This is a genomic window from Immundisolibacter cernigliae, from assembly GCF_001697225.1.
Taxonomy (GTDB): Bacteria; Pseudomonadota; Gammaproteobacteria; order Immundisolibacterales; family Immundisolibacteraceae; genus Immundisolibacter; species Immundisolibacter cernigliae.
Window position 1 is genome coordinate 1,157,503 of record NZ_CP014671.1, and the last position, 18,401, is coordinate 1,175,903.

An 18,401-nucleotide genomic window follows, 5' to 3' on the forward strand; every position below is an offset into this window, starting at 1 on the left:
TTTTCAGGTCAGGACACAGCATCGATGGCACGGTATACCGGTCCCCGGCTCAGGGTTGTACGGCGTTTTCAGCAGCAACTGCCGGGTCTCACCCGCAAGACCGACGGCGTGCGCGCCAACCCGCCCGGCCAGCACGGCGCCCGCCGTGGCCGGCCCAGCGACTATCGCCTGCGCCTGGATGAGAAGCAGAAGCTGGTCTACAACTACGGCCTGGGCGAGCGTCAGCTGCGCAACTACTTCAAGGCCGCCGCCAGCCGCAAGGGCGACACCGGCAAGAACCTGCTGGCGCTGCTCGAATCGCGCCTGGACAACGTGGCGTTCCGGCTGGGCTTCGCGCCGACCATCCCGGCCGCCCGCCAGGTGGTCAAGCACGGTCACATCACGGTCAACGGCCGCCGCGTGGATATTCCGAGCTACCCGCTGCGTCCCGGCGACGTGATCGGCGTGGGCGAAGGCAGCCGCCAGCATCCGGTGATCGTGGAGACCCTGCAGTCGCCGTCGCTGAGCCTGCCCGAGTACCTGGACATGGACGCCAGCAAGATGACCGGCACCTTCCGGCACATGCCCGAGCGCGCCGACATCCCGCTCGAGGTGCAGGAAAACTTCGTCGTCGAGTACTACTCGCGCGTGAGTTGATCTTGGCGCGGGTCTGCCGCGCCGCCATCCGGCCGTACTCGATGCTCCTCATGGCCGGGGCCGATTCCCGGAGAGGTGTCCGAGTGGTTGAAGGAGCACGCCTGGAAAGTGTGTATACGTCAAAAGCGTATCGAGGGTTCGAATCCCTCCCTCTCCGCCAGTTCTGTCGTTTTTTTCCGTTCAATGGCGGGCCTGTCAGTCTCCCCGCGGTGATAGCTCGTGAACCCCGCCAGGCCCGGAAGGGAGCAACGGTAGCGAACGATTCAGGCGCCGGGGCCCGGCTGGCAGGTTCCGCCGCCCTCATGCCGGCAGGCGTCCAGTGAGCTATCAGGCGCTCGCCCGCAAGTGGCGGCCTCGCCGCTTCGCCGACATGGTCGGTCAGGAGCACGTGCGCCGCGCCCTGACCAATGCCCTGGCCAGCGACCGCCTGCACCACGCATACCTGTTCACCGGCACCCGCGGCGTGGGCAAGACCACCGTCGCCCGCCTGTTCGCCAAGGCGCTGAACTGCGAGCAGGGCGTCAGCGTCGAGCCCTGCGGCGAGTGTCCTGCCTGCACCGCCATCGACGGCGGGCGGTTCATGGACCTGATCGAGGTCGATGCCGCCTCGCGCACCGGTGTCGACGATACCCGCGACCTGCTGGAGAACGTCCAGTACGCGCCCACGCAGGGCCGCTACAAGGTGTACCTCATCGACGAGGTGCACATGTTCTCCAAGAGCAGCTTCAACGCGCTGCTCAAGACCCTCGAAGAACCGCCGCCGCACATCAAGTTCCTGCTGGCCACCACCGACCCGCAGAAAATTCCGGCCACCATCCTGTCGCGCTGCCTGCAGTTCAACCTGCGCGCATTGACGCCCGAACAGGTCGGCGGACAACTGACGCGCGTGCTGCTGGCCGAGCAGATCGCGCCGGATGCGGCCGCCGTGGAACTGCTGGCACGCGCCGCGGCCGGCAGCATGCGTGACGCCCTGAGCCTGCTCGACCAGGCGCTGGCGCACGGCGGCGGCCAGCTGCACGCCGACGCGGTGCGCGCCATGCTGGGCACGCTCGACCGCAGCCACTCCGTCCGGCTGCTCAATGCCCTGGCCGATGGCGACGGCCCGGCCCTGCTGGCGGCACTGGCCGAAACCAACGCCCAGGCCGCCGACCCGGCCGCCGTGCTGGACGACCTGCTGCGCCTGCTGCACCAGGTGGCGCTGTGCCAGGCAGTACCGGGCGCGAGTCTGGCCGCCGATGCCGACCCGGTGGTCGTCAATGCGCTTGCCGACCGCATCGCCGCCGAGGACGTGCAGCTCTACTACCAGATGGCGCTGATCGGCCGGCGCGACCTGCCGCTGGCGCCGGACCCGGCCAGCGGCCTTGAAATGCTGCTGCTGCGCCTGCTGGTGTTTCGCCCGGACGGCGGCGACGACGCGCCCGCGCGACGGTCCGAGCCGCACAAGGCCACCCAGACAGCGCCGCCGGCAAGCCGTGCCGCGCCGGTATCGACAGCTCCACCCACGACCGTCCAGACATCCGGAACGGCTGAAATACCAACCGCCAGGCCCGTACCGGCGGCGTCAGCGGCCATCGACCGGCCCGAGCAACCGGCAGCACCAACGGCCATACGGCAGCCGACCGCCGCCCTCGACGACTGGGCCACACTCGCCTCGCAGCTCGGCCTGCGCGGGGCTGCCAATCAGTTGGCACAACACTGCGTGCTGCTGCGGCGTCGGGACAACCATTTCGAGCTGGCCGTGGATGCCCGCAGCCGCAGCCTGCTCACGCCGGCCACCCGGCAGGCGTTGACCGAAGCCCTGTCGGGCCTGATCGGACAGCCGGCACGGGTGGACTTCAGCGACCAGGCCGCCGCGGCCGATACGCCGGCGCAGCAATCGGCCCGCGCCGCCGCCGAGCGCCAGACGCAGGCCCGCAGCACACTGGAAGGCGACCCCTTGGTGCGCGGTCTGATGGACACCCTCGACGCGCGCATCATCGACGGCTCTGAAGCAGCGGCCGATTAGCCCGCTCACGCCGGGCCGCGCCCGCTAAACTCGGCACTCGCCACGAACACGAGGAAGGCCCATGAAAGGCAACATGAATCAGCTCATGCAACAGGCCCAGCGCATGCAGGAAGCCATGCAGAAGGCCCAGCAGGCGCTGGCGGCCATAGAGGTCAGCGGCGCTGCCGGCGGCGGCCTGGTCAGCGTGACCATGAGCTGCAATCACCAGGTACGGCGGGTCAGCATCGACCCCGGCCTGCTCGGTGACGATCGCGACATGCTGGAAGACCTGGTCGCCGCCGCCGTGAACGACGCCCTGCGCAAGGTCGAGCAGGCCACCCAGGAACACATGGGCGGCGCACTGGGCGGCATGAAGCTGCCCGGCATGAACCTGCCGTTCTGATCCGACGGCGTCGTGGCCCAGGGACTGATCGAGGCACTGACGCAGGCCCTGCAGCGCCTGCCGGGCGTCGGCCCCAAGTCGGCCCGGCGCATGGCCTTTCACCTGCTGGTGCGTGATCGCGACGGTGGCCGGCGGCTGGGGCAGGTGCTGCTGGAAGCCATGGAGCGGATCGGCCGTTGCAGCCAGTGCCGGAACCTGACCGAACAGGACATCTGCGCCGTGTGCAGCTCGCCACGGCGCGACCACAGCCTGCTGTGCGTGGTGGAAAGCCCGGCCGACGTGCAGGCCATCGACCAGGCGAGCGGTTTCCAGGGACTGTATTACGTGCTGCACGGCCACCTGTCGCCGCTGGACGGCATCGGCCCCGAGGAACTGGAGCTGGACCGCCTGACGGCGCGCCTGGGCAGCGGCGAGGTGCATGAGTTGATCCTGGCCACCAACCCCACCGTCGAGGGCGAGGCCACCGCCCACTACATCGCTGAACTGGCCCGTGAGCGCGGCATCCGCAGCACGCGCATCGCCCACGGCGTGCCGATGGGCGGCGATCTGGAATTCGTCGACGGCGGCACGCTGCGCCAGGCGCTGCTCGGCCGGCGCGATTACGGCGCCTGATGGGGCGCTGAATGAATCCATCCTGGATTTCTCAGCGCCCGCTACCGAAAAGCCTTGTAAGCGCAGCTTCGCTGCGCGATTGTTTGTCTGATCGCCCGGCGGAGCCGGGCTCCTACAATGCGACGCCGCCTGTGGGAGCGCAGCTTCGCTGCGCGATGATCGCCTGCCGGCATGAGGATCGCCCGGCACAGCCAGGCTACAGGCAAACCCTGTGGGAGGCCCGCCCTCGGGCCGAATCGTCCGGCCGCAGCGATCGCGTTTTGGATGCGCGGCCGGGGCGCCGCTCCGCGCGATGATCGCCCGGCGCAGCCGGGCTCCAGTGTTCCGATGGCTCCCAAACCCACGTGCTATAGTCCGCGCCCCCTCGTTTGCCCCCCGCTTGCGCGTGGCGTTTAATCGTCCGCGTCACCCGCCCCGCTGGATACCTGATGCCCCCGAAAGCCGGCTCCCTGATCTGGATAGACCTCGAAATGACGGGCCTTAATACGGCCTGGGACGGCATCATCGAGATCGCCACCGTGGTCACCGATGCGGACCTGAACGTCATCGCCGAGGGGCCCATGCTGGCCATCCAGCAACCGGAGGAGATGCTGGCCGGCATGGACGAATGGAACACCCGCCAGCACACCAAAAGCGGTCTGGTCGAGAGGGTCCGTAACTCCACCATCACGCTCGCCGAGGCCGAGCGCCAGACGGTGGACTTCCTGCGCCGGCACGTGGGGCGCAACGAATCGCCCATGTGCGGCAGCAGCATCTGCCAGGACCGCCGCTTCCTGGCGCGCTTGATGCCGGAGCTGGAAGCCTACTTCCACTACCGGAATCTGGACGTCAGCACGCTGAAGGAACTGGCGCTGCGCTGGGCGCCGGACGTGGCCGCCTCGTTCAAGAAGCGCTCCTCGCATCTGGCGCTGGAAGACGTCCACGACTCGATCCGCGAACTGCGCCACTACCGCGAGCATCTGCTGAAGGTGTAGGCGACCGACCGTGGGAGCGGCGCCCCCGCCGCGAATCAATCCATCGGCAATTCGCTCATTCGGCCCGAGGGCGGGCCTCCCACGAGAGAGTCGACCCCGCAAGCCGGGACATCGGCTTCGGACCCGTTCTCAGGCCTTCACGCCGTCGTGCCACAGCTTGTAGGTGATGGCATCCGACAGCGCCTGCCAGGACGCCTCGATCACGTTGGTGGAGGCACCGACCGTGGTCCAGCGCCGCCGGCTGGGGTCGCTGCACTCCAGCATCACGCGCGTTATGGCCCCGGTGCCGGCACCCGATTCCAGAATCCGCACCTTGTAGTCGGTCAGTTGCAGCCCGGCCAGGGTCGGGTAGGCCGCAAGCAGCGCCTCACGCAGGGCCAGATCCAGCGCGTTGACCGGGCCATTGCCCTCGGCCACCGTCATGCGCATCCGGCCGGCCACGCGCACCTTCATGGTGGCCTCCGACAACGTCACGAGGGTGCCGTCGACCCAGCGCCGCTCGTCGATGACGCGAAAGCTGTCCAGCTCGAAATAACGTGGCAGACCCTGCAATAGCCCGCGCGCCAGCAGCTCGAAGCTGGCCTCGGCACCGTCGTAGGTATAGCCCAGCAGCTCGCGCGCCTTGACCTGCTCGACCAGCTGCCCGACGTGCGGATCGTCGGCCGTCAGCGTGAGGCCCACCTCGTCCAGCAGCGCCATCACATTGGCCCGGCCGGCCTGGTCGGAAACCAGGATCTTGCGGTGATTGCCGATCCGCTCCGGCGCCATGTGCTCGTAGCTGCGCGGGTCTTTCTCGACCGCCGACACGTGCAGGCCGCCCTTGTGGGCAAAGGCGTTCTCGCCGACGTAGGGCGCGTGGCGGTTGGGCGTGCGGTTCAGGCGCTCGTCGACGAAGCGCGAGGCGTGCGTGACATGCGCCAGATCGGCCTCGCTGAGTCCCGTTTCATAGCCGAGCTTGAGCATCAGCGTCGGCAGCAGCGAGATCAGGTTGGCATTGCCGCAACGCTCGCCAAGGCCGTTCAGCGTGCCCTGCACCTGGCGCACGCCGGCGCGCACCGCGGCCAGGCTGTTGGCGACAGCGTTTTCGGTGTCGTTGTGGCAGTGGATGCCCAGTTGCTCGCCGGGGATCACCTTGATCACCTTGCCGACGATGGCCTCCACCTCGTGCGGCAGCGTGCCGCCGTTGGTGTCGCACAGCACGATCCAGCGCGTCCCGCCGCGCTGCGCGGCTTCCAGACACGCCAGCGCATAGGAGGGATTGGCCTTGTAACCGTCGAAGAAATGCTCGGCATCGAACAGCGCCTCGCGCCCGGCCGCCACGCACGCAGCCAGGCTGTCCTCGATCATCCGCAGGTTCTCGTCGAGCGTGGTGCGCAGCGCGACTGTGACGTGAAAGTCCCAGGTCTTGCCGACCAGGCAGATGGCCGGCGCGCCGCTGCCGATCAGGCGCTGCAAACCGGGGTCGTCGGCCGCCGCCCGGCCCGGCCGGCGCGTCATGCCAAACGCTACCAGGCGCGCGCGCTTGAAGCTCGGGGCGGCCGCAAAGACGGCATCGTCGGTCGGATTGGCGCCCGGCCAGCCGGCCTCGATGTAGTCGATTCCGAGGTGATCCAGCTCGCTGGCGATGGCCAGCTTGTCGCCGACCGAAAAATCGACGCCCTGCGTCTGCTGGCCGTCGCGCAGCGTGCTGTCGTACAGAAAAATGCGCGGCGCGGACACGTGTGCGTACCAGGTGAGGCGGGAATGGCGCGCCATTTTACGCGCTGCTGACAGGACGCCCCCCCGGTGGCTCAGTGCGGCGCGCTGCGGGCACACCCCGCGCCCGTCACACCACCAAGTGCCGCTGCACCAGGTCTTCGCTCAGTTCGGCAATGCCGCCGTCGGCCACCACGGAGCCGCGCTCGAGCAGATAGAAGCGATCCGCAACGCGGCGGGCAAACGGCAGCTTCTGTTCCACCAGCAGCACGGCCAGGCCGGTTTCCTGGCGCAGGCGGGTCAGCACGTCGCCGATGTCGCGCACGATGTTCGGCTGAATGCCCTCGCAGGGCTCGTCTAGGATCAGCAGCTTCGGCTCCAGCACCAATGCGCGGGCGATGGCCAGCTGCTGCTGCTGGCCGCCGGACAGGTCCCCCCCGCGCCGGTGCAGCATCTCGCGCAGCACCGGGAACAGCTCGTAGATGCGCTGCGGCAGGGTTTTGGCACGCCGCACGCCCAGGCTCACGCGCAGGTTCTCTTCCACCGTCAGGCGCGCAAAGATTTCCCGCCCCTGCGGCACGTAGCCGATGCCGATGCGGGCCCGCTCGCGGGTATCGGCGCGCGTCAGGTCCTGGCCGGCGAAGCGGATGCTGCCGGCGCGGGCCGGCAGCAGGCCCATGATGACTTTCAGCAGGGTGGTCTTGCCGACGCCGTTCCTGCCCATGAGGCAGGTGCACGAGCCGGCCGGCACCTGCACGCCGACCTCGCGCAGGATGTGGCTCTGGCCGTAGTACTGCTGGATGCCGGTCAGTTCGAGCAGGGTTTCACTCACCTAGATAAACCTCGATCACGCGCGGGTCGGACTGGATTTGCGCCATCGTGCCCTCGGCCAGCACGTGGCCCTGGTGCAGCACGGTGACGTGCCGGGCGATCGAACGCACGAACTCCATGTCGTGCTCCACCACCAGCACCGAGCGCTCGCCGGCCAGCGCCTGCAGCAGCTCGGCGGTGCGTTCGATCTCGCCGCGCGTCATGCCGGCGACCGGTTCGTCGATCAGCATCAGGTGTGGCTCCTGCAGCAGCAGCATGCCGATTTCGAGCCACTGCTTCTGGCCGTGCGACAGCGTGCCGGCCAGGCGCTGCTGGTTCTCGGCCAGGCCGATCAGGACCGCGGCCTCGTCCATGCGGTCGCGTTCCGAGCCGGTCAGCTTGGCGCGCAGCGTGGCCCATACCCGCCGGTCCTGCTTGAGCGCCAGCGCCAGGTTCTCGTGGACGGAAAGCTGCTCGAACACGGTCGGCTTCTGGAACTTGCGCCCGATGCCGACCTCGGCGATTTGTGCCTCCGACAGGCGCAGCAGGTCAATGCGGTCGCCGAAGAACACCTCTCCGGCATCCGGGCGGGTCTTGCCGGTGATGACGTCCATCAGCGTGGTCTTGCCGGCGCCGTTGGGGCCGATCAGGCAGCGCAGCTCGCCCGGGTCCATGTACAGCGTGAGCTCGTTCAGGGCCTTGAAGCCGTCGAAGGACACGCTGACGTTCTCCACGAACAGCGCGCCGCGGTGGTGATCGAGCGACGGGTGCGCCTCGGCGTGGGTATTCATGCCGCGCTCCGGCGCCGCGCGCGCAGGCCGACCAATCCCAGCGGCAGGGCCACCGTCACCAGCATGAACAGCCCTCCCAGGAAAAACAGCCACACTTCCGGCAGCGCGCCGGTCAGCACGGTCTTCAGGTAATTGACCACGCCGGCCCCCAGCGCCGCGCCGTACAGCGTGCCCCGGCCGCCAAGGGCCACCCACACCACCATCTCGATGGAATTGAGCGGCGCGAATTCGCCCGGGTTGATGATGCCCACCTGCGGCACGTACAGCGCCCCGGCAATGCCGGTCAGGACGGCCGACAACACGAACACGGCCAACTTGTAGTGCTCCACCCGGTAGCCCAGGAAGCGCGAGCGGCTCTCGGCATCGCGCACCGCGATCAGCACGTGCCCGGCGCGCGAGCGCACCACCGCGCGCGACACCAGATAACCGCCGGCCAGCGCCAGCGCCGAGATCACGAACAGGCCCGCCCGCGTGGCCGGCGCCTGCAGGTCGAAGCCCAGCAGTTCCTTGAAGTCGGTCAGCCCGTTGTTGCCGCCAAAGCCCATGTCGTTGCGGAAAAACGCCAGCATCAGGGCAAACGTGAGGGCCTGGGTGATGATCGACAGATAGACGCCGGACACCCGCGAACGGAAGGCCAGATAGCCGAACGCGAACGCCAGCGCGCCCGGCACCAGCACCACCATGGCCAGCGCAAACGGAAAGTGGTTGAAGCCCTGCCAGTACCAGGGCAACTCCTGCCAGTTCAGGAACACCATGAAGTCCGGCAGCAGGGCGTTGCCGTACACGCCCCGCTCGCCGATCTGGCGCATCAGGTACATGCCCATGGCGTAGCCGCCGAGCGCAAAGAAGGCGCCGTGACCCAGACTCAATATCCCGCAGTAGCCCCACACCAAATCCAGCGCCACCGCGGCCAGCGCGTAGCACAGGTATTTGCCAAGCAGGGTCACCGTGTAATCGGGCACGTGCAGGGCGGAGTCCGGCGGCACCGCCAGGTTCAGCAGCGGCACCAGCACCGCCGCCGCGGCCAGCACGACCAGCAAGGCGAAGCCGCCGCGTTCATGACGCCAGGTGGGCAGCCCCATGTCAGGCCTCCACGTTGCGGCCGCGCTGCGGGAACAAGCCCCGCGGACGACGCTGGATGAACAGGATGATGAACACCAGCACCAGGATCTTGGCCAGCACGGCACCCACCAGGGGCTCCATCAGCTTGTTGGCCACGCCCAGCGACAGCGCTGCCGTGAGCGTGCCCCACAGGTTGCCCACGCCACCGAACACCACCACCAGGAAGGCATCCACGATGTAGGCCTGCCCCAGATTGGGCCCGACGTTGGTCAGTTGCGACAGCGCCACGCCGCCGACGCCGGCGATGCCGGCACCCAGACCGAAGGTCAGCGCGTCGACCCGCGCGCTGCGCACGCCCAGCGCGCGCGCCATGGCGCGGTTCTGCGACACGGCACGCAGTTCCAGCCCGAAGCGGGTGAAGCGCAGCACCGCCTGCAATGCGGCGAACACCACCACACTGAAGATGACGATGTACAGACGATTGAGCGTCAGCGACAGGGCCGGGTTGATCTCGATCGAGCCGCTCATCCAGGACGGCGTCGCCACCTGCCGGTTCAGCGGCGAGAACACGCTGCGCACCACCTGCTGCAGGATCAGGCTCACGCCGAAGGTGGCCAGCAGTGTCTCCAGCGGCCGGCCATACAGAAAGCGAATCAGGGTCACCTCCAGCAGCACGCCCACGGCACCTGCAACCAGAAAAGCCAGCGGTATCGCCAACGGCAATGACCAGTCCACCGGCACCCACTGCTGCACCAGGAAGGTGGTGTAGGCGCCGAGCATCAGAAACTCGCCATGCGCCATGTTGATCACGCCCATCACGCCGAAGGTGATGGCAAGGCCGATGGCCGCCAGCAGCAGCACGGAACCGAGCGACAGGCCGAAAAATGCCATTTCCGCGGAACGGTAGAGACCGACGCTCGCCTCGCTGCGCGCCAGCGCCCGGCGGGCTGCGTCACGCACGTCCTGCGGCTGGGTGGCATCGTCCGCGACGGCGCCCAGGCGCACCCGTACCGACGGCTCGACGCTGCCGGCAAGCTGCCGGGTAGCGGCGATCTGCGTCCCGTGCTCCGTGCTGGCAAGATCGGCCAGCGCGAGGGCCACGTCGATGGCGTCGCGCACGCCGTCATCGGTTTCCACGGAGCGCCGCTCGCGCAGCAGGTCCGCGCTGTCGGCATCCAGCGTTTCGTAAAGAGACCGCACCGCCGCCCGGCGCTGGCGCGGGTCAGGATCGGCCAGACTCAGGCGTGCGATCAGCCCGTTCAGCTGCGTGCGCAGGGTGTTGTTGATCGGGATGCGCTTCAGGTCCAGGCGCTCGCCCGCACCCAGCGATGCGCCACTGACCGGATCGACAAGCTCGAAGCCCTGCCCCGCCGGCAGTGCCAGCAGCACCCGCTGATCGGCCTTGCGGATTTGCAGGGTGCCATCCAGCAGGCCCTGCAGCGCGGTGCGCGCCCACGGCTCGCCACTGCCCGCTATCTGCTGCAACAGGGCCGGCTTGGCCAGGAATCCGGCCGTGGCGAGCGCCTGCACGGCGCCGGCGGCGTCCGCAGCCGGGGCCGGATCGGTAGCCGGTTCGGCGATGGCAGGCGCCACCAGCGCGCAGAACATCAGGGCCAGTCCCGCCAGGGCGACCGGCAAGCATCGGATCGGGTTCAAGGACTTCCCCGTTGGGCACAGGAACGCAAGGAAACCCCGGGCGCACAGGCCGCCCGGGGTGACGGCATCACTCGTAGTTCTGCCCAGAGCACTTCTTGGTGACGGTGTTGTAGTTGCCGCACTTGAGGCTCACCCAGTCGGCCTCGATGTCCTTGGACCCGGGCAGGAAGTCCGACCAGGCATCGCCCGGCACCAGGCCATCGGTCTGCCACACGGTCTCGAACTGGCCGTCGGCCTGAATCTCGCCGATCAGCACCGGCTTGGTCAGGTGGTGGTTGGGCAACATCTTGGCCGTGCCGCCGGTCATGTTGGGCACCTCGATGCCGATGATGGCGTCGCTGACCTTGTCGACATCGGTGGTGCCGGCCTTCTCGACTGCCTTGACCCACATGTCGAAGCCGATCACGTGCGCCTCCATGGGGTCGTTGGTCACGCGCTTGGGGTTCTTGATGAAGGCATGCCATTTCTCGATGAAAGCCGCGTTTTCCGGCGTGTCCACGCTCATGAAGTAGTTCCAGGCCGCCAGGTGACCGACCAGCGGGCCGGTGTCCAGGCCCGACAGCTCTTCCTCGCCGACCGAGAAGGCCACCACCGGGATGTCCTCGGCCTTGATGCCCTGGGCGGCCAGCTCCTTGTAGAACGGCACATTGGCGTCGCCGTTGATGGTGGACACCACGCCGGTCTTCTTGCCGGCTGCGCCGAACTTCTTGATGTCCGCGACGATGGACTGCCAGTCCGAATGCCCGAACGGCGTGTAGTTGATCAGGATGTCCTCGTCCTTCACGCCTTTCGACTTCAGGTAAGCCTCCAGGATCTTGTTGGTGGTACGCGGATAGACGTAGTCGGTGCCGGCCAGCACCCAGCGCTTCACGCCCATCTCGTTCATGAAGTAATCGACCGCCGGAATCGCCTGCTGGTTGGGCGCGGCGCCGGTGTAGAACACGTTCTTGGACGATTCCTCGCCCTCGTACTGCACCGGGTAGAACAGCAGGCCGTTCAGTTCCTCGAACACCGGCAGCACCGATTTGCGCGACACCGAGGTCCAGCAGCCGAACACCACGTCCACCTTGTCCTTGGCCAGCAGCTCGCGCGCCTTCTCGGCGAACAGCGGCCAGTTGGAGGCCGGGTCCACCACCACGGCTTCCAGTTTCTTGCCCAGCAGACCACCCTTCTTGTTCTGCTCGTCCACCAGCATCAGCACGGTGTCCTTGAGCGTGGTTTCGGAAATGGCCATGGTGCCGGACAGGGAATGCAGCACGCCGACCTTGATGGTGTCGGCGGCGTGCGCCAGGCCGGCCAGCAGCGCGCCAGCAGCGGCCAGCGCCAGGCGTGCGGCAAATCGGTTCTTGCGATCAGTCATGTGAGGTTCTCCTTTGCGGGTTCTTCGGATGCGGGGGATGCGGGCTATATCTGCAGCTGCACGCCCAGGATGAAGAAATCGGTGGTCTCGCCACCGTCGAAATCATCAGCGCCATAGGTGGCGATGACCTTGGCTTTCTGGCCATCGATGATGTAGCCCAGACCCAGCTCCCAGCGGTCGTGGTCGGGCGCGTTGTCGTCATCCACGGCCTGGTAGCGCACGTGCGGCTGTAGCTTGCCGATGCCGAATTTCTGCGGCGTAAGGAAGCTCGCCAGCAGGTAGTAGCCGTTGCCCTGGTAGCCGAAGGCCGGCATCTCGTCGTCATGGTCGTAGTCGTAATAGGCGCCTTCCAGGCTCACGGCCCCGCCATCGCCGACCTTCCTTTCCAGCAGCGCATCGACGTTCCAGCCGAAGAAATCGCCCGGCGAGGCCATGGTGCCGGTGCCGTCGGACTGGTACTGCGCGGCGGCGCCGAAGGTCAGGATGTTCTTCTCGCCGAAGTAGGAGCTGGTGGTGTAGAAGCCCGGTTCCGGATCCCACAACGCCCATTGCAGGCGACCTGCAAACAGCAGGTTGTCGTCCTGGTTGGGGTTGTTCAGGTCGGTGATGCCGGAGTACGACGCGTCCATGCCGTCGTAGACGCCCAGCGCGTAGCCGAACACGCCCTCGTCGATCGAGCCGTTCACCGACACGCCCTCGTCGCGGCCGGCGAAAATGGCCGGGTAGGCCTGCGCGATCGGGAAGGTCCAGGCGTTCAGGTAGTACGGGCCGTCCAGGTTGGCGCGGTCCGAGGGCGGCAGATGGCGGCCGGCCCAGATATTGAACTCCGGCGCGATGGTGAACTTGGCGATCGCATCCAGCATGCGGATGTCGTCGTCGTCACCGGTGTCGTAGCGCTCGGTATTGAACTCCAGCAGGATGTACTGGTGGATCTGGGCGTTCAGGTACAGCCGGATGCTGTCGACCGTGAAGTCGTTGGAACGCCCGTCGTCGGGCGCCGCGTCCTCCACGGAACTGAAGCTGGTACGCAGGCCGGCGCCCACGGAAACCCAGTGCGTATCGTCAATGCTGAACTTGGCACCGGCGCTGGCGGCGTCGGTGGCCAACAGGCTGGCGCTGGCTGTCGCTGCCAGCAACGTGTTTCTTGCAAACCTTGTCGAGGACATGCCCATACTCCCTGGGTTAGGTCATGCCTCCTCCCCGATGGCGCGGTAGCTTCAGCAACTGCTGTGCCACCTGCTGCACCGCCTTGTATTCAAGTCGATCGACCTGCCTCAATACCGCCCGGCGATGCATCCTGGCTTCGGCATGGTGCATTCATTCAGCATCGGGCACGAACTTGGGGCATGAGGCGGCCGGCATCAGCCGCGCAGCCCGCCCTCGCGCACGATGAACGCAATCACCGTATCCAGCCCGGCACCGGTTTTAAGGCAGGTGAACACGAACGGGCGCTCGCCGCGCATGCGCCGGGAGTCGCGGTCCATCACGTCGAGCGATGCCCCGACATGGGGCGCCAGGTCGGTCTTGTTGATGATCAGCAGGTCCGAGCGGGTGATGCCCGGCCCGCCCTTGCGCGGAATCTTGTCGCCGGCCGCCACGTCGATCACGTACAGCGTCAGGTCCGACAGCTCCGGGCTGAAGGTGGCGGCCAGGTTGTCCCCGCCGGATTCCACGAACACCAGGTCCAGCGGCGCAAAACGCCGCGACAGCTCGGCCACCGCCGCCAGGTTCAGCGACGCATCCTCGCGAATCGCCGTGTGCGGACAGCCGCCGGTTTCCACGCCCACAATGCGCTCGGGCGCCAGCGCGCCGGCGCGGGTCAGGAACTCGGCATCCTCGCGGGTATAGATGTCGTTGGTGACTACCGCGATCCGGTAGCGCTCGCGCAGGGCCTTGCACAGCGCCTCGGTGAGCGCAGTCTTGCCCGAGCCGACCGGCCCGCCGATGCCCACCCGCAGCGGGCCGGATTCAGTTAGCTGCGTCATCGTCACTCCCGTCGTGTATCAGGACCGAAACAGGCGGCTGTACTGCATTTCGTGCCGGCAGCTGGCGATGGCCAGCGCCGGGGCACCGGCGCCGATGTCCTCGTCCGCCACCGCCAGGCCGCTCGTGACGGCGGCCGGAATGGCAGCGGCGAGCGCGTGGATCACGCGCTGGACCGCCGCGTGGCCAAGTGGCACCGCGCGCAGGGCCGCGCTCGCCTGCGCCTCCAGCCATGCCCACAGCAGGGCCTGCGCGGCGTCCTGCACCGCAATGCCGTAATGCACCGTCGCCAATGCATACAGCGCCAGCGCCGTGCGCTGTGGCCGCTCGGACCAGGGTGCCGCACCCGGCACGCCAAGATCGACCAGCAGCGCCGCCCAGGCCGTGCCCAGTGCCCGTTCCTGCGCGCGCAGCTCGGCGGTGTCGCGCAGGGCCAGCAGCAGTCCCGACCAGCGCTCGGCGGATGCCTCGTCCGCACGCGCAAACGCCGCCATCAGGCGCGCCAGCAGCGGCACCTCCAGCCGCGACAATGTGTGCTCCAGCAGGCCGCCAATCCATTGCTGCGCCTGCACCGGGCCGCGAATCCAGCCCAGCTCGACCGCGCTTTCCAGGCCCTGCGAATACGCGAAGGCCCCCACCGGCAGCGCCGCGCTGGTCAACTGGCGCAGGCGCAGATCGGCGACCGGATCAGTCATGGCCGTGCGCATGCGCATGGCCGGATACGGCACCCGGTCCGTAGGCACCGGCTTCCGGCTCGAAGGGCAACTGCGCAAGGTCGACCTGCAGGCCCAGGCCGCGCAGCATGTCATCCAGCACGTGATCGTGCAGGTAGCGCAGCCAGCCCGGACCGAGCTGCACCGCAACGTGCCGATTGCCCAGGTGATACGCGCCGCGCAACAGGACCAGAGGATCCGCGGCGCGCGCGATCGACACGTCCTCCGGGGCCGCGCACACGGCAAGCACCTGCCCCTGGGCATCGGCCAGCAGGCTGCCGTCGCGCAGCACCGTGCCGCGCGGCAGGTCGATCAGCGCCTCGCGGCCATCGTCCAGCAGCACGCGCTGACGCGACCGCACCCGGCGCTCAAACGGCAGCGTGACGGACCCGGTCCGGTGCATGCGGGTGGAAGCGAAGCGATCGAATCGAATCATGGGCACATCAAGGCAAGACTCAGGCCAGGCCCGCATGCAATCGGTGAACGATGCGACTCGTGCGGCGGCGGCATCGGCCACTGCGACCGGCCACGCGTGCGAAGGCCTACCAAAGAAACAGTCGGTAGGCAGCGCTTGCGGTCTCGTCCACGTACTCGAACCCCCCCTCGGCGAGGTGAGCCCGAAAACGCGCCCGCGCGGCCGGCGGCACCTGCAACCCGACCAGCGCCCGCCCGTCGGCGGCGCCGTGGTTGCGGTAATGGAACAGGCTGATGTTCCAGCGCACGCCCAGGCGGGCCAGGAAATGGGCCAGCGCGCCCGGCCGTTCGTCGAAGGTGAACCGGTACAGCAGCTCGTCCGGCAGCTGGCCGTGGCCACCGACCATGTGCCGCAGGTGCAGCTTGGCGGTTTCGTCCTCGGTCAGGTCGACCACCGCGTAGCCGTGCCTTCGCAGCTGCTCGTACAAGGCCTGGCGCTGGTTGCCGGCAGTCTGCACGCCCACGTACACGTGCGCTTCCTCGGCACCGGCGTAGCGGTAGTTGAACTCGGTGATCTGGCGCGCCCCGATGGCCTCGCAAAAGTGCAGAAAGCTGCCCGGCCGCTCGGGAATGGTGGCGGCGAATATCGCCTCGCGTCGCTCGCCGATCTCGGCCCGCTCGGCCACGTAGCGCAGACGGTCGAAGTTCATGTTGGCGCCCGAGCACACGGCCACCAGCGTGCGGCCGTGGCAGCGCTCGCGGGCCACGTAGCGCTTCAGACCCGCCAGCGCCAGCGCGCCGGCGGGTTCGACGATCGCCCGCGTATCCTCGAAGGTGTCCTTGATGGCGGCGCAGATTTCGTCGTGGCTGACCAGCAGCATCTCGTCCACGTACTGGCGGGCCAGGCGAAACGGCTCGCGGCCCACCTGACGCACCGCGGTGCCGTCGGCAAACAGCCCGACGCTGCGCAGGCTGACCCGCCGGCCGGTACGCAGCGAGCGTTCCATGGCGTCTGCGTCGTCGGCTTCCACGCCGATGATGCGGATTTGCGGCCGCAGGCGCTTCACATAGGCCGCGATGCCGCCGATCAGCCCGCCGCCGCCGACCGGCACGAAGATGGCGTCCAGGGAACCCTGGCGCTGGCGCAGCAGCTCGGCGCCGATGGTGCCCTGCCCGGCGATCACCAGCGGATCGTCGTAGGGATGGATGAAACTGAGACCCCGCTCGGCGGCCAGCGCCAGGGCATGCCGGGCGGCGGCGGCGTAATCCTCGCCATGCAGCAGCGCCTCGCCGCCCAGACGCTCGACGGCATCGATCTTGATCTGCGGCGTGGTGACCGGCATCACGATCAGGGCGTGGCTGCCCAGCCGGTGAGCGGCCAGCGCCACGCCCTGCGCGTGGTTGCCCGCCGACGCCGTGATCACGCCGGCCTTCAAGGCCCGCCGCGTCAGATGCGCCATCTTGTTGTAGGCACCGCGCAGCTTGAAGGAAAACACCGGCTGCATGTCCTCGCGCTTGAGCAGCACGCGGTTGTTCAGACGCAGCGACAGGCTCTCGGCCACGTCCAGCGGCGACTCGATGGCCACGTCGTAGACGCGGGCATTGAGCGTCAGTACCAGGTAATCGCGGGGCATGGGGCTACGTTGGGACCAGTGAAATCTTGGGAATATGTCGCCAGCTGGCGATCAATCACGGTTGGCACGCAAAAAAAAAAACGCCGGCTGGGGCGCGCAGTCCCCAGCCGGCGTTCGTCCGCCAGGACCGATCAGGCCGCCATCACGAAGATGGCAATGATGCAGGCCAGGCCGCCCACGTAGGACAGCGAGCGCAGCGTCGCCTGGTTGGCGATGTAGAACACCGCATGCAGCACGCGCAGCGCCACGAAGGCCAGCGCCAGCTGATCCAGCGTGCCCTGCGCCAGGCCGGTCAGGTGGCCGATGATCACCGCCGCCGCGAACGGGGCGAAGTTCTCCAGCGCATTCTGCTGCGCCCAGTCGGCGCGCTTGCGCCAGCCGCTTGCCGCGGCCAGTGCCTCGCGCGGCCGGCTGTTGTCAAAGCCGCCGCTCTTGGCCATGGCACCCAGCACAGGCGGGAAAAACACCAGTGCCAGCACGCACCAATAGGCTATCGTCATGATCCCCTCCGAATCGCGTTGTTAAGGGCTGAATATCACCACTCAGGCGACCGCCGGCAGCCCCTCCCGCCGGTATGCCTGTTCCAGAAACCGCGGCTGCATCCAACTTTCCAGGTCGACCGGCCCCAGATAGCCGCGGCCTTGCATGAAATCGATCTGCACCTGCAGCAGGCGGCGCACTTGCGGCCCGAACGATGGCCACAGTTTCTTGTGGAAGTCCGGCTCGTAGGTGTTGCGGATGTCGTCCGCCGACACGCCCAGCTCACGGGCCATGGTTTCGGCCGCCTCAGCCGGGTGCGTGGCCGCCCAGTTGGCAGTGCGCACCAGCACCTGCAGGTAGCGTTCCACGGCCTCGGGCGCCTCCCTGGCCAGGCCGGCGCTGACGGTGATGATGCGCGGGTTGGCGTTGACCATGTGCGCGCGATCGGTCTGGTCGGTCATCAGGTCGTACAGCTTGCGGATGCGCCCGGCATAGCGGCGCTCGATCAGGCCGACCTCGGCATTCTTGCAGAAGATGGCGTCGACCTCGCCGCGCAGCAGGTGGTCGACGTCCGCGTCGTACAGGCTCGGCCGGTCACCCTGCTTCAGGTCCGCGTTGATGCTGCCGTGCATGTCGTCGTTGACGATCATCTCCACGAACCTGACGTCCGACTCGGCCATGCCGTTGGCGGCCAGGGTCGAGTAAAAACCCTTGTGGGCGTTGACCTTCATGAAATCGATCAGGATGTACGGACGCACCGGCAGCCCGCAGCGGCGGCCGGCCAGATCCTGCACGCGCCGTGCCGGGTCGTCGGCGCGCACGAACACGGCCAGCGAGTCGGCGACGAAGGTCAGGCCCACCGCCAGCGTGTCGGCGCCGCGCGTACGCGCCCACAGCGGCGGGATGGCGCCGCCCTCGCGGAACGAGTCGGCCAAGCGGTGATCGAAATGCGTGTCCGCCTGCGACGGGCCCAGTTCCTTGATGTTGCGAACCTCGAACGCGGAACCGGCAAACTCCTCGTCGAAGGACTTGCGCTGAAAGGCGATACCGGAAGCCGTGGCCACCGGGCAGCGCGTATACCATAGGGTTCGGGGCATGTTCATTCCTCCTCGCCGCACCGAGGAAGCCCCCGGATGCTTGAATGCGGGCACTTTAGCCCCCAGCTGCCAGCATCGACAACCGCCAGCAGGCTCT

Annotated in this window: 18 protein-coding genes, 1 tRNA gene and 1 other RNA gene; 7 read left to right on the plus strand and 13 right to left on the minus strand. The window is 67.9% G+C overall.

What is annotated here, in order from left to right; genetic code table 11:
• Nucleotides 1-24 precede the first annotated feature (24 nt).
• The 7 genes from rpsD to orn all read left to right on the plus strand — a co-directional run bounded on the left by rpsD (nt 25) and on the right by orn (nt 4,609).
• Nucleotides 25-636 (plus strand): 30S ribosomal protein S4, encoded by a 612-nt coding sequence (gene rpsD, locus PG2T_RS05495; protein WP_068803283.1) that lies wholly within the window; start codon nt 25-27, stop codon nt 634-636.
• Nucleotides 637-705: 69 nt separating this feature from the next.
• Nucleotides 706-796 (plus strand) — tRNA-Ser (locus PG2T_RS05500).
• A 33-nt stretch (nt 797-829) separates the two neighbouring features.
• An RNA gene (ffs, locus tag PG2T_RS05505) (signal recognition particle sRNA small type) lies at nt 830-926 on the plus strand.
• 29 nt (nt 927-955) lie between these two features.
• The gene (gene dnaX / locus PG2T_RS05510; RefSeq protein WP_068803285.1) at nt 956-2,641 is read left to right on the plus strand and encodes a DNA polymerase III subunit gamma/tau; all 1,686 of its coding nucleotides are present in this window, start codon (nt 956-958) and stop codon (nt 2,639-2,641) included.
• A 61-nt stretch (nt 2,642-2,702) separates the two neighbouring features.
• Nucleotides 2,703-3,023 carry a YbaB/EbfC family nucleoid-associated protein gene (locus PG2T_RS05515; protein WP_068803287.1) on the plus strand — a complete coding sequence of 107 codons (321 nt, stop codon included), beginning with the start codon at nt 2,703-2,705 and terminating at the stop codon, nt 3,021-3,023.
• A 12-nt stretch (nt 3,024-3,035) separates the two neighbouring features.
• Nucleotides 3,036-3,635 carry a recombination mediator RecR gene (gene recR / locus PG2T_RS05520; RefSeq protein WP_068803289.1) on the plus strand — a complete coding sequence of 200 codons (600 nt, stop codon included), beginning with the start codon at nt 3,036-3,038 and terminating at the stop codon, nt 3,633-3,635.
• 428 nt (nt 3,636-4,063) lie between these two features.
• Entirely contained in the window at nt 4,064-4,609 is a 546-nt protein-coding gene (gene orn, locus PG2T_RS05525; protein WP_068803291.1) for an oligoribonuclease, read from the plus strand.
• Between the two features lie 129 nt (nt 4,610-4,738).
• Here orn and cimA read toward each other — a convergent pair whose 3' ends face one another.
• The 13 genes from cimA to PG2T_RS05590 form a co-directional block, all read right to left on the minus strand.
• Nucleotides 4,739-6,364: a citramalate synthase gene (gene cimA / locus PG2T_RS05530; protein ID WP_202816437.1), complete on the minus strand. Its 1,626-nt coding sequence runs from the start codon at nt 6,362-6,364 to the stop codon at nt 4,739-4,741.
• 70 nt (nt 6,365-6,434) lie between these two features.
• On the minus strand, nt 6,435-7,124 hold the full coding sequence (gene urtE / locus PG2T_RS05535; protein ID WP_068807801.1) for an urea ABC transporter ATP-binding subunit UrtE: 690 nt from the start codon (nt 7,122-7,124) through the stop codon (nt 6,435-6,437).
• A gap of 4 nt (nt 7,125-7,128) precedes the next feature.
• Nucleotides 7,129-7,905 (minus strand): urea ABC transporter ATP-binding protein UrtD, encoded by a 777-nt coding sequence (gene urtD, locus PG2T_RS05540; RefSeq protein ID WP_068803293.1) that lies wholly within the window; start codon nt 7,903-7,905, stop codon nt 7,129-7,131.
• On the minus strand, nt 7,902-8,987 hold the full coding sequence (gene urtC / locus PG2T_RS05545) for an urea ABC transporter permease subunit UrtC (protein ID WP_068803295.1): 1,086 nt from the start codon (nt 8,985-8,987) through the stop codon (nt 7,902-7,904). Before urtC ends, urtD begins: the two co-directional genes overlap by 4 nt.
• Nucleotide 8,988: 1 nt before the next feature.
• Nucleotides 8,989-10,575 (minus strand): urea ABC transporter permease subunit UrtB, encoded by a 1,587-nt coding sequence (gene urtB, locus PG2T_RS05550; RefSeq protein ID WP_068807804.1) that lies wholly within the window; start codon nt 10,573-10,575, stop codon nt 8,989-8,991.
• A gap of 115 nt (nt 10,576-10,690) precedes the next feature.
• Nucleotides 10,691-11,983 (minus strand): urea ABC transporter substrate-binding protein, encoded by a 1,293-nt coding sequence (gene urtA / locus PG2T_RS05555; RefSeq protein ID WP_068803297.1) that lies wholly within the window; start codon nt 11,981-11,983, stop codon nt 10,691-10,693.
• Between the two features lie 44 nt (nt 11,984-12,027).
• Nucleotides 12,028-13,149 (minus strand): hypothetical protein, encoded by a 1,122-nt coding sequence (locus PG2T_RS05560; protein ID WP_068807807.1) that lies wholly within the window; start codon nt 13,147-13,149, stop codon nt 12,028-12,030.
• 195 nt (nt 13,150-13,344) lie between these two features.
• Nucleotides 13,345-13,968 (minus strand): urease accessory protein UreG, encoded by a 624-nt coding sequence (gene ureG / locus PG2T_RS05565; protein ID WP_068803298.1) that lies wholly within the window; start codon nt 13,966-13,968, stop codon nt 13,345-13,347.
• A gap of 18 nt (nt 13,969-13,986) precedes the next feature.
• Nucleotides 13,987-14,661, minus strand: coding sequence for an urease accessory protein UreF (locus tag PG2T_RS05570; RefSeq protein WP_068807810.1), 675 nt, complete (start codon nt 14,659-14,661; stop codon nt 13,987-13,989).
• Nucleotides 14,654-15,115: an urease accessory protein UreE gene (ureE, locus tag PG2T_RS05575; RefSeq protein WP_068803300.1), complete on the minus strand. Its 462-nt coding sequence runs from the start codon at nt 15,113-15,115 to the stop codon at nt 14,654-14,656. The genes PG2T_RS05570 and ureE overlap by 8 nt, the downstream gene beginning before the upstream one ends.
• Before the next feature lie 106 nt (nt 15,116-15,221).
• A complete protein-coding gene (gene ilvA, locus PG2T_RS05580; RefSeq protein ID WP_068803302.1) occupies nt 15,222-16,727 on the minus strand; it encodes a threonine ammonia-lyase, biosynthetic in 1,506 nt (501 codons plus the stop codon).
• Nucleotides 16,728-16,858: 131 nt separating this feature from the next.
• Nucleotides 16,859-17,227, minus strand: coding sequence for an MAPEG family protein (locus PG2T_RS05585; RefSeq protein ID WP_068803304.1), 369 nt, complete (start codon nt 17,225-17,227; stop codon nt 16,859-16,861).
• 42 nt (nt 17,228-17,269) lie between these two features.
• Nucleotides 17,270-18,304: an ABC transporter substrate-binding protein gene (locus tag PG2T_RS05590; protein ID WP_145931011.1), complete on the minus strand. Its 1,035-nt coding sequence runs from the start codon at nt 18,302-18,304 to the stop codon at nt 17,270-17,272.
• Nucleotides 18,305-18,401 lie beyond the last annotated feature (97 nt).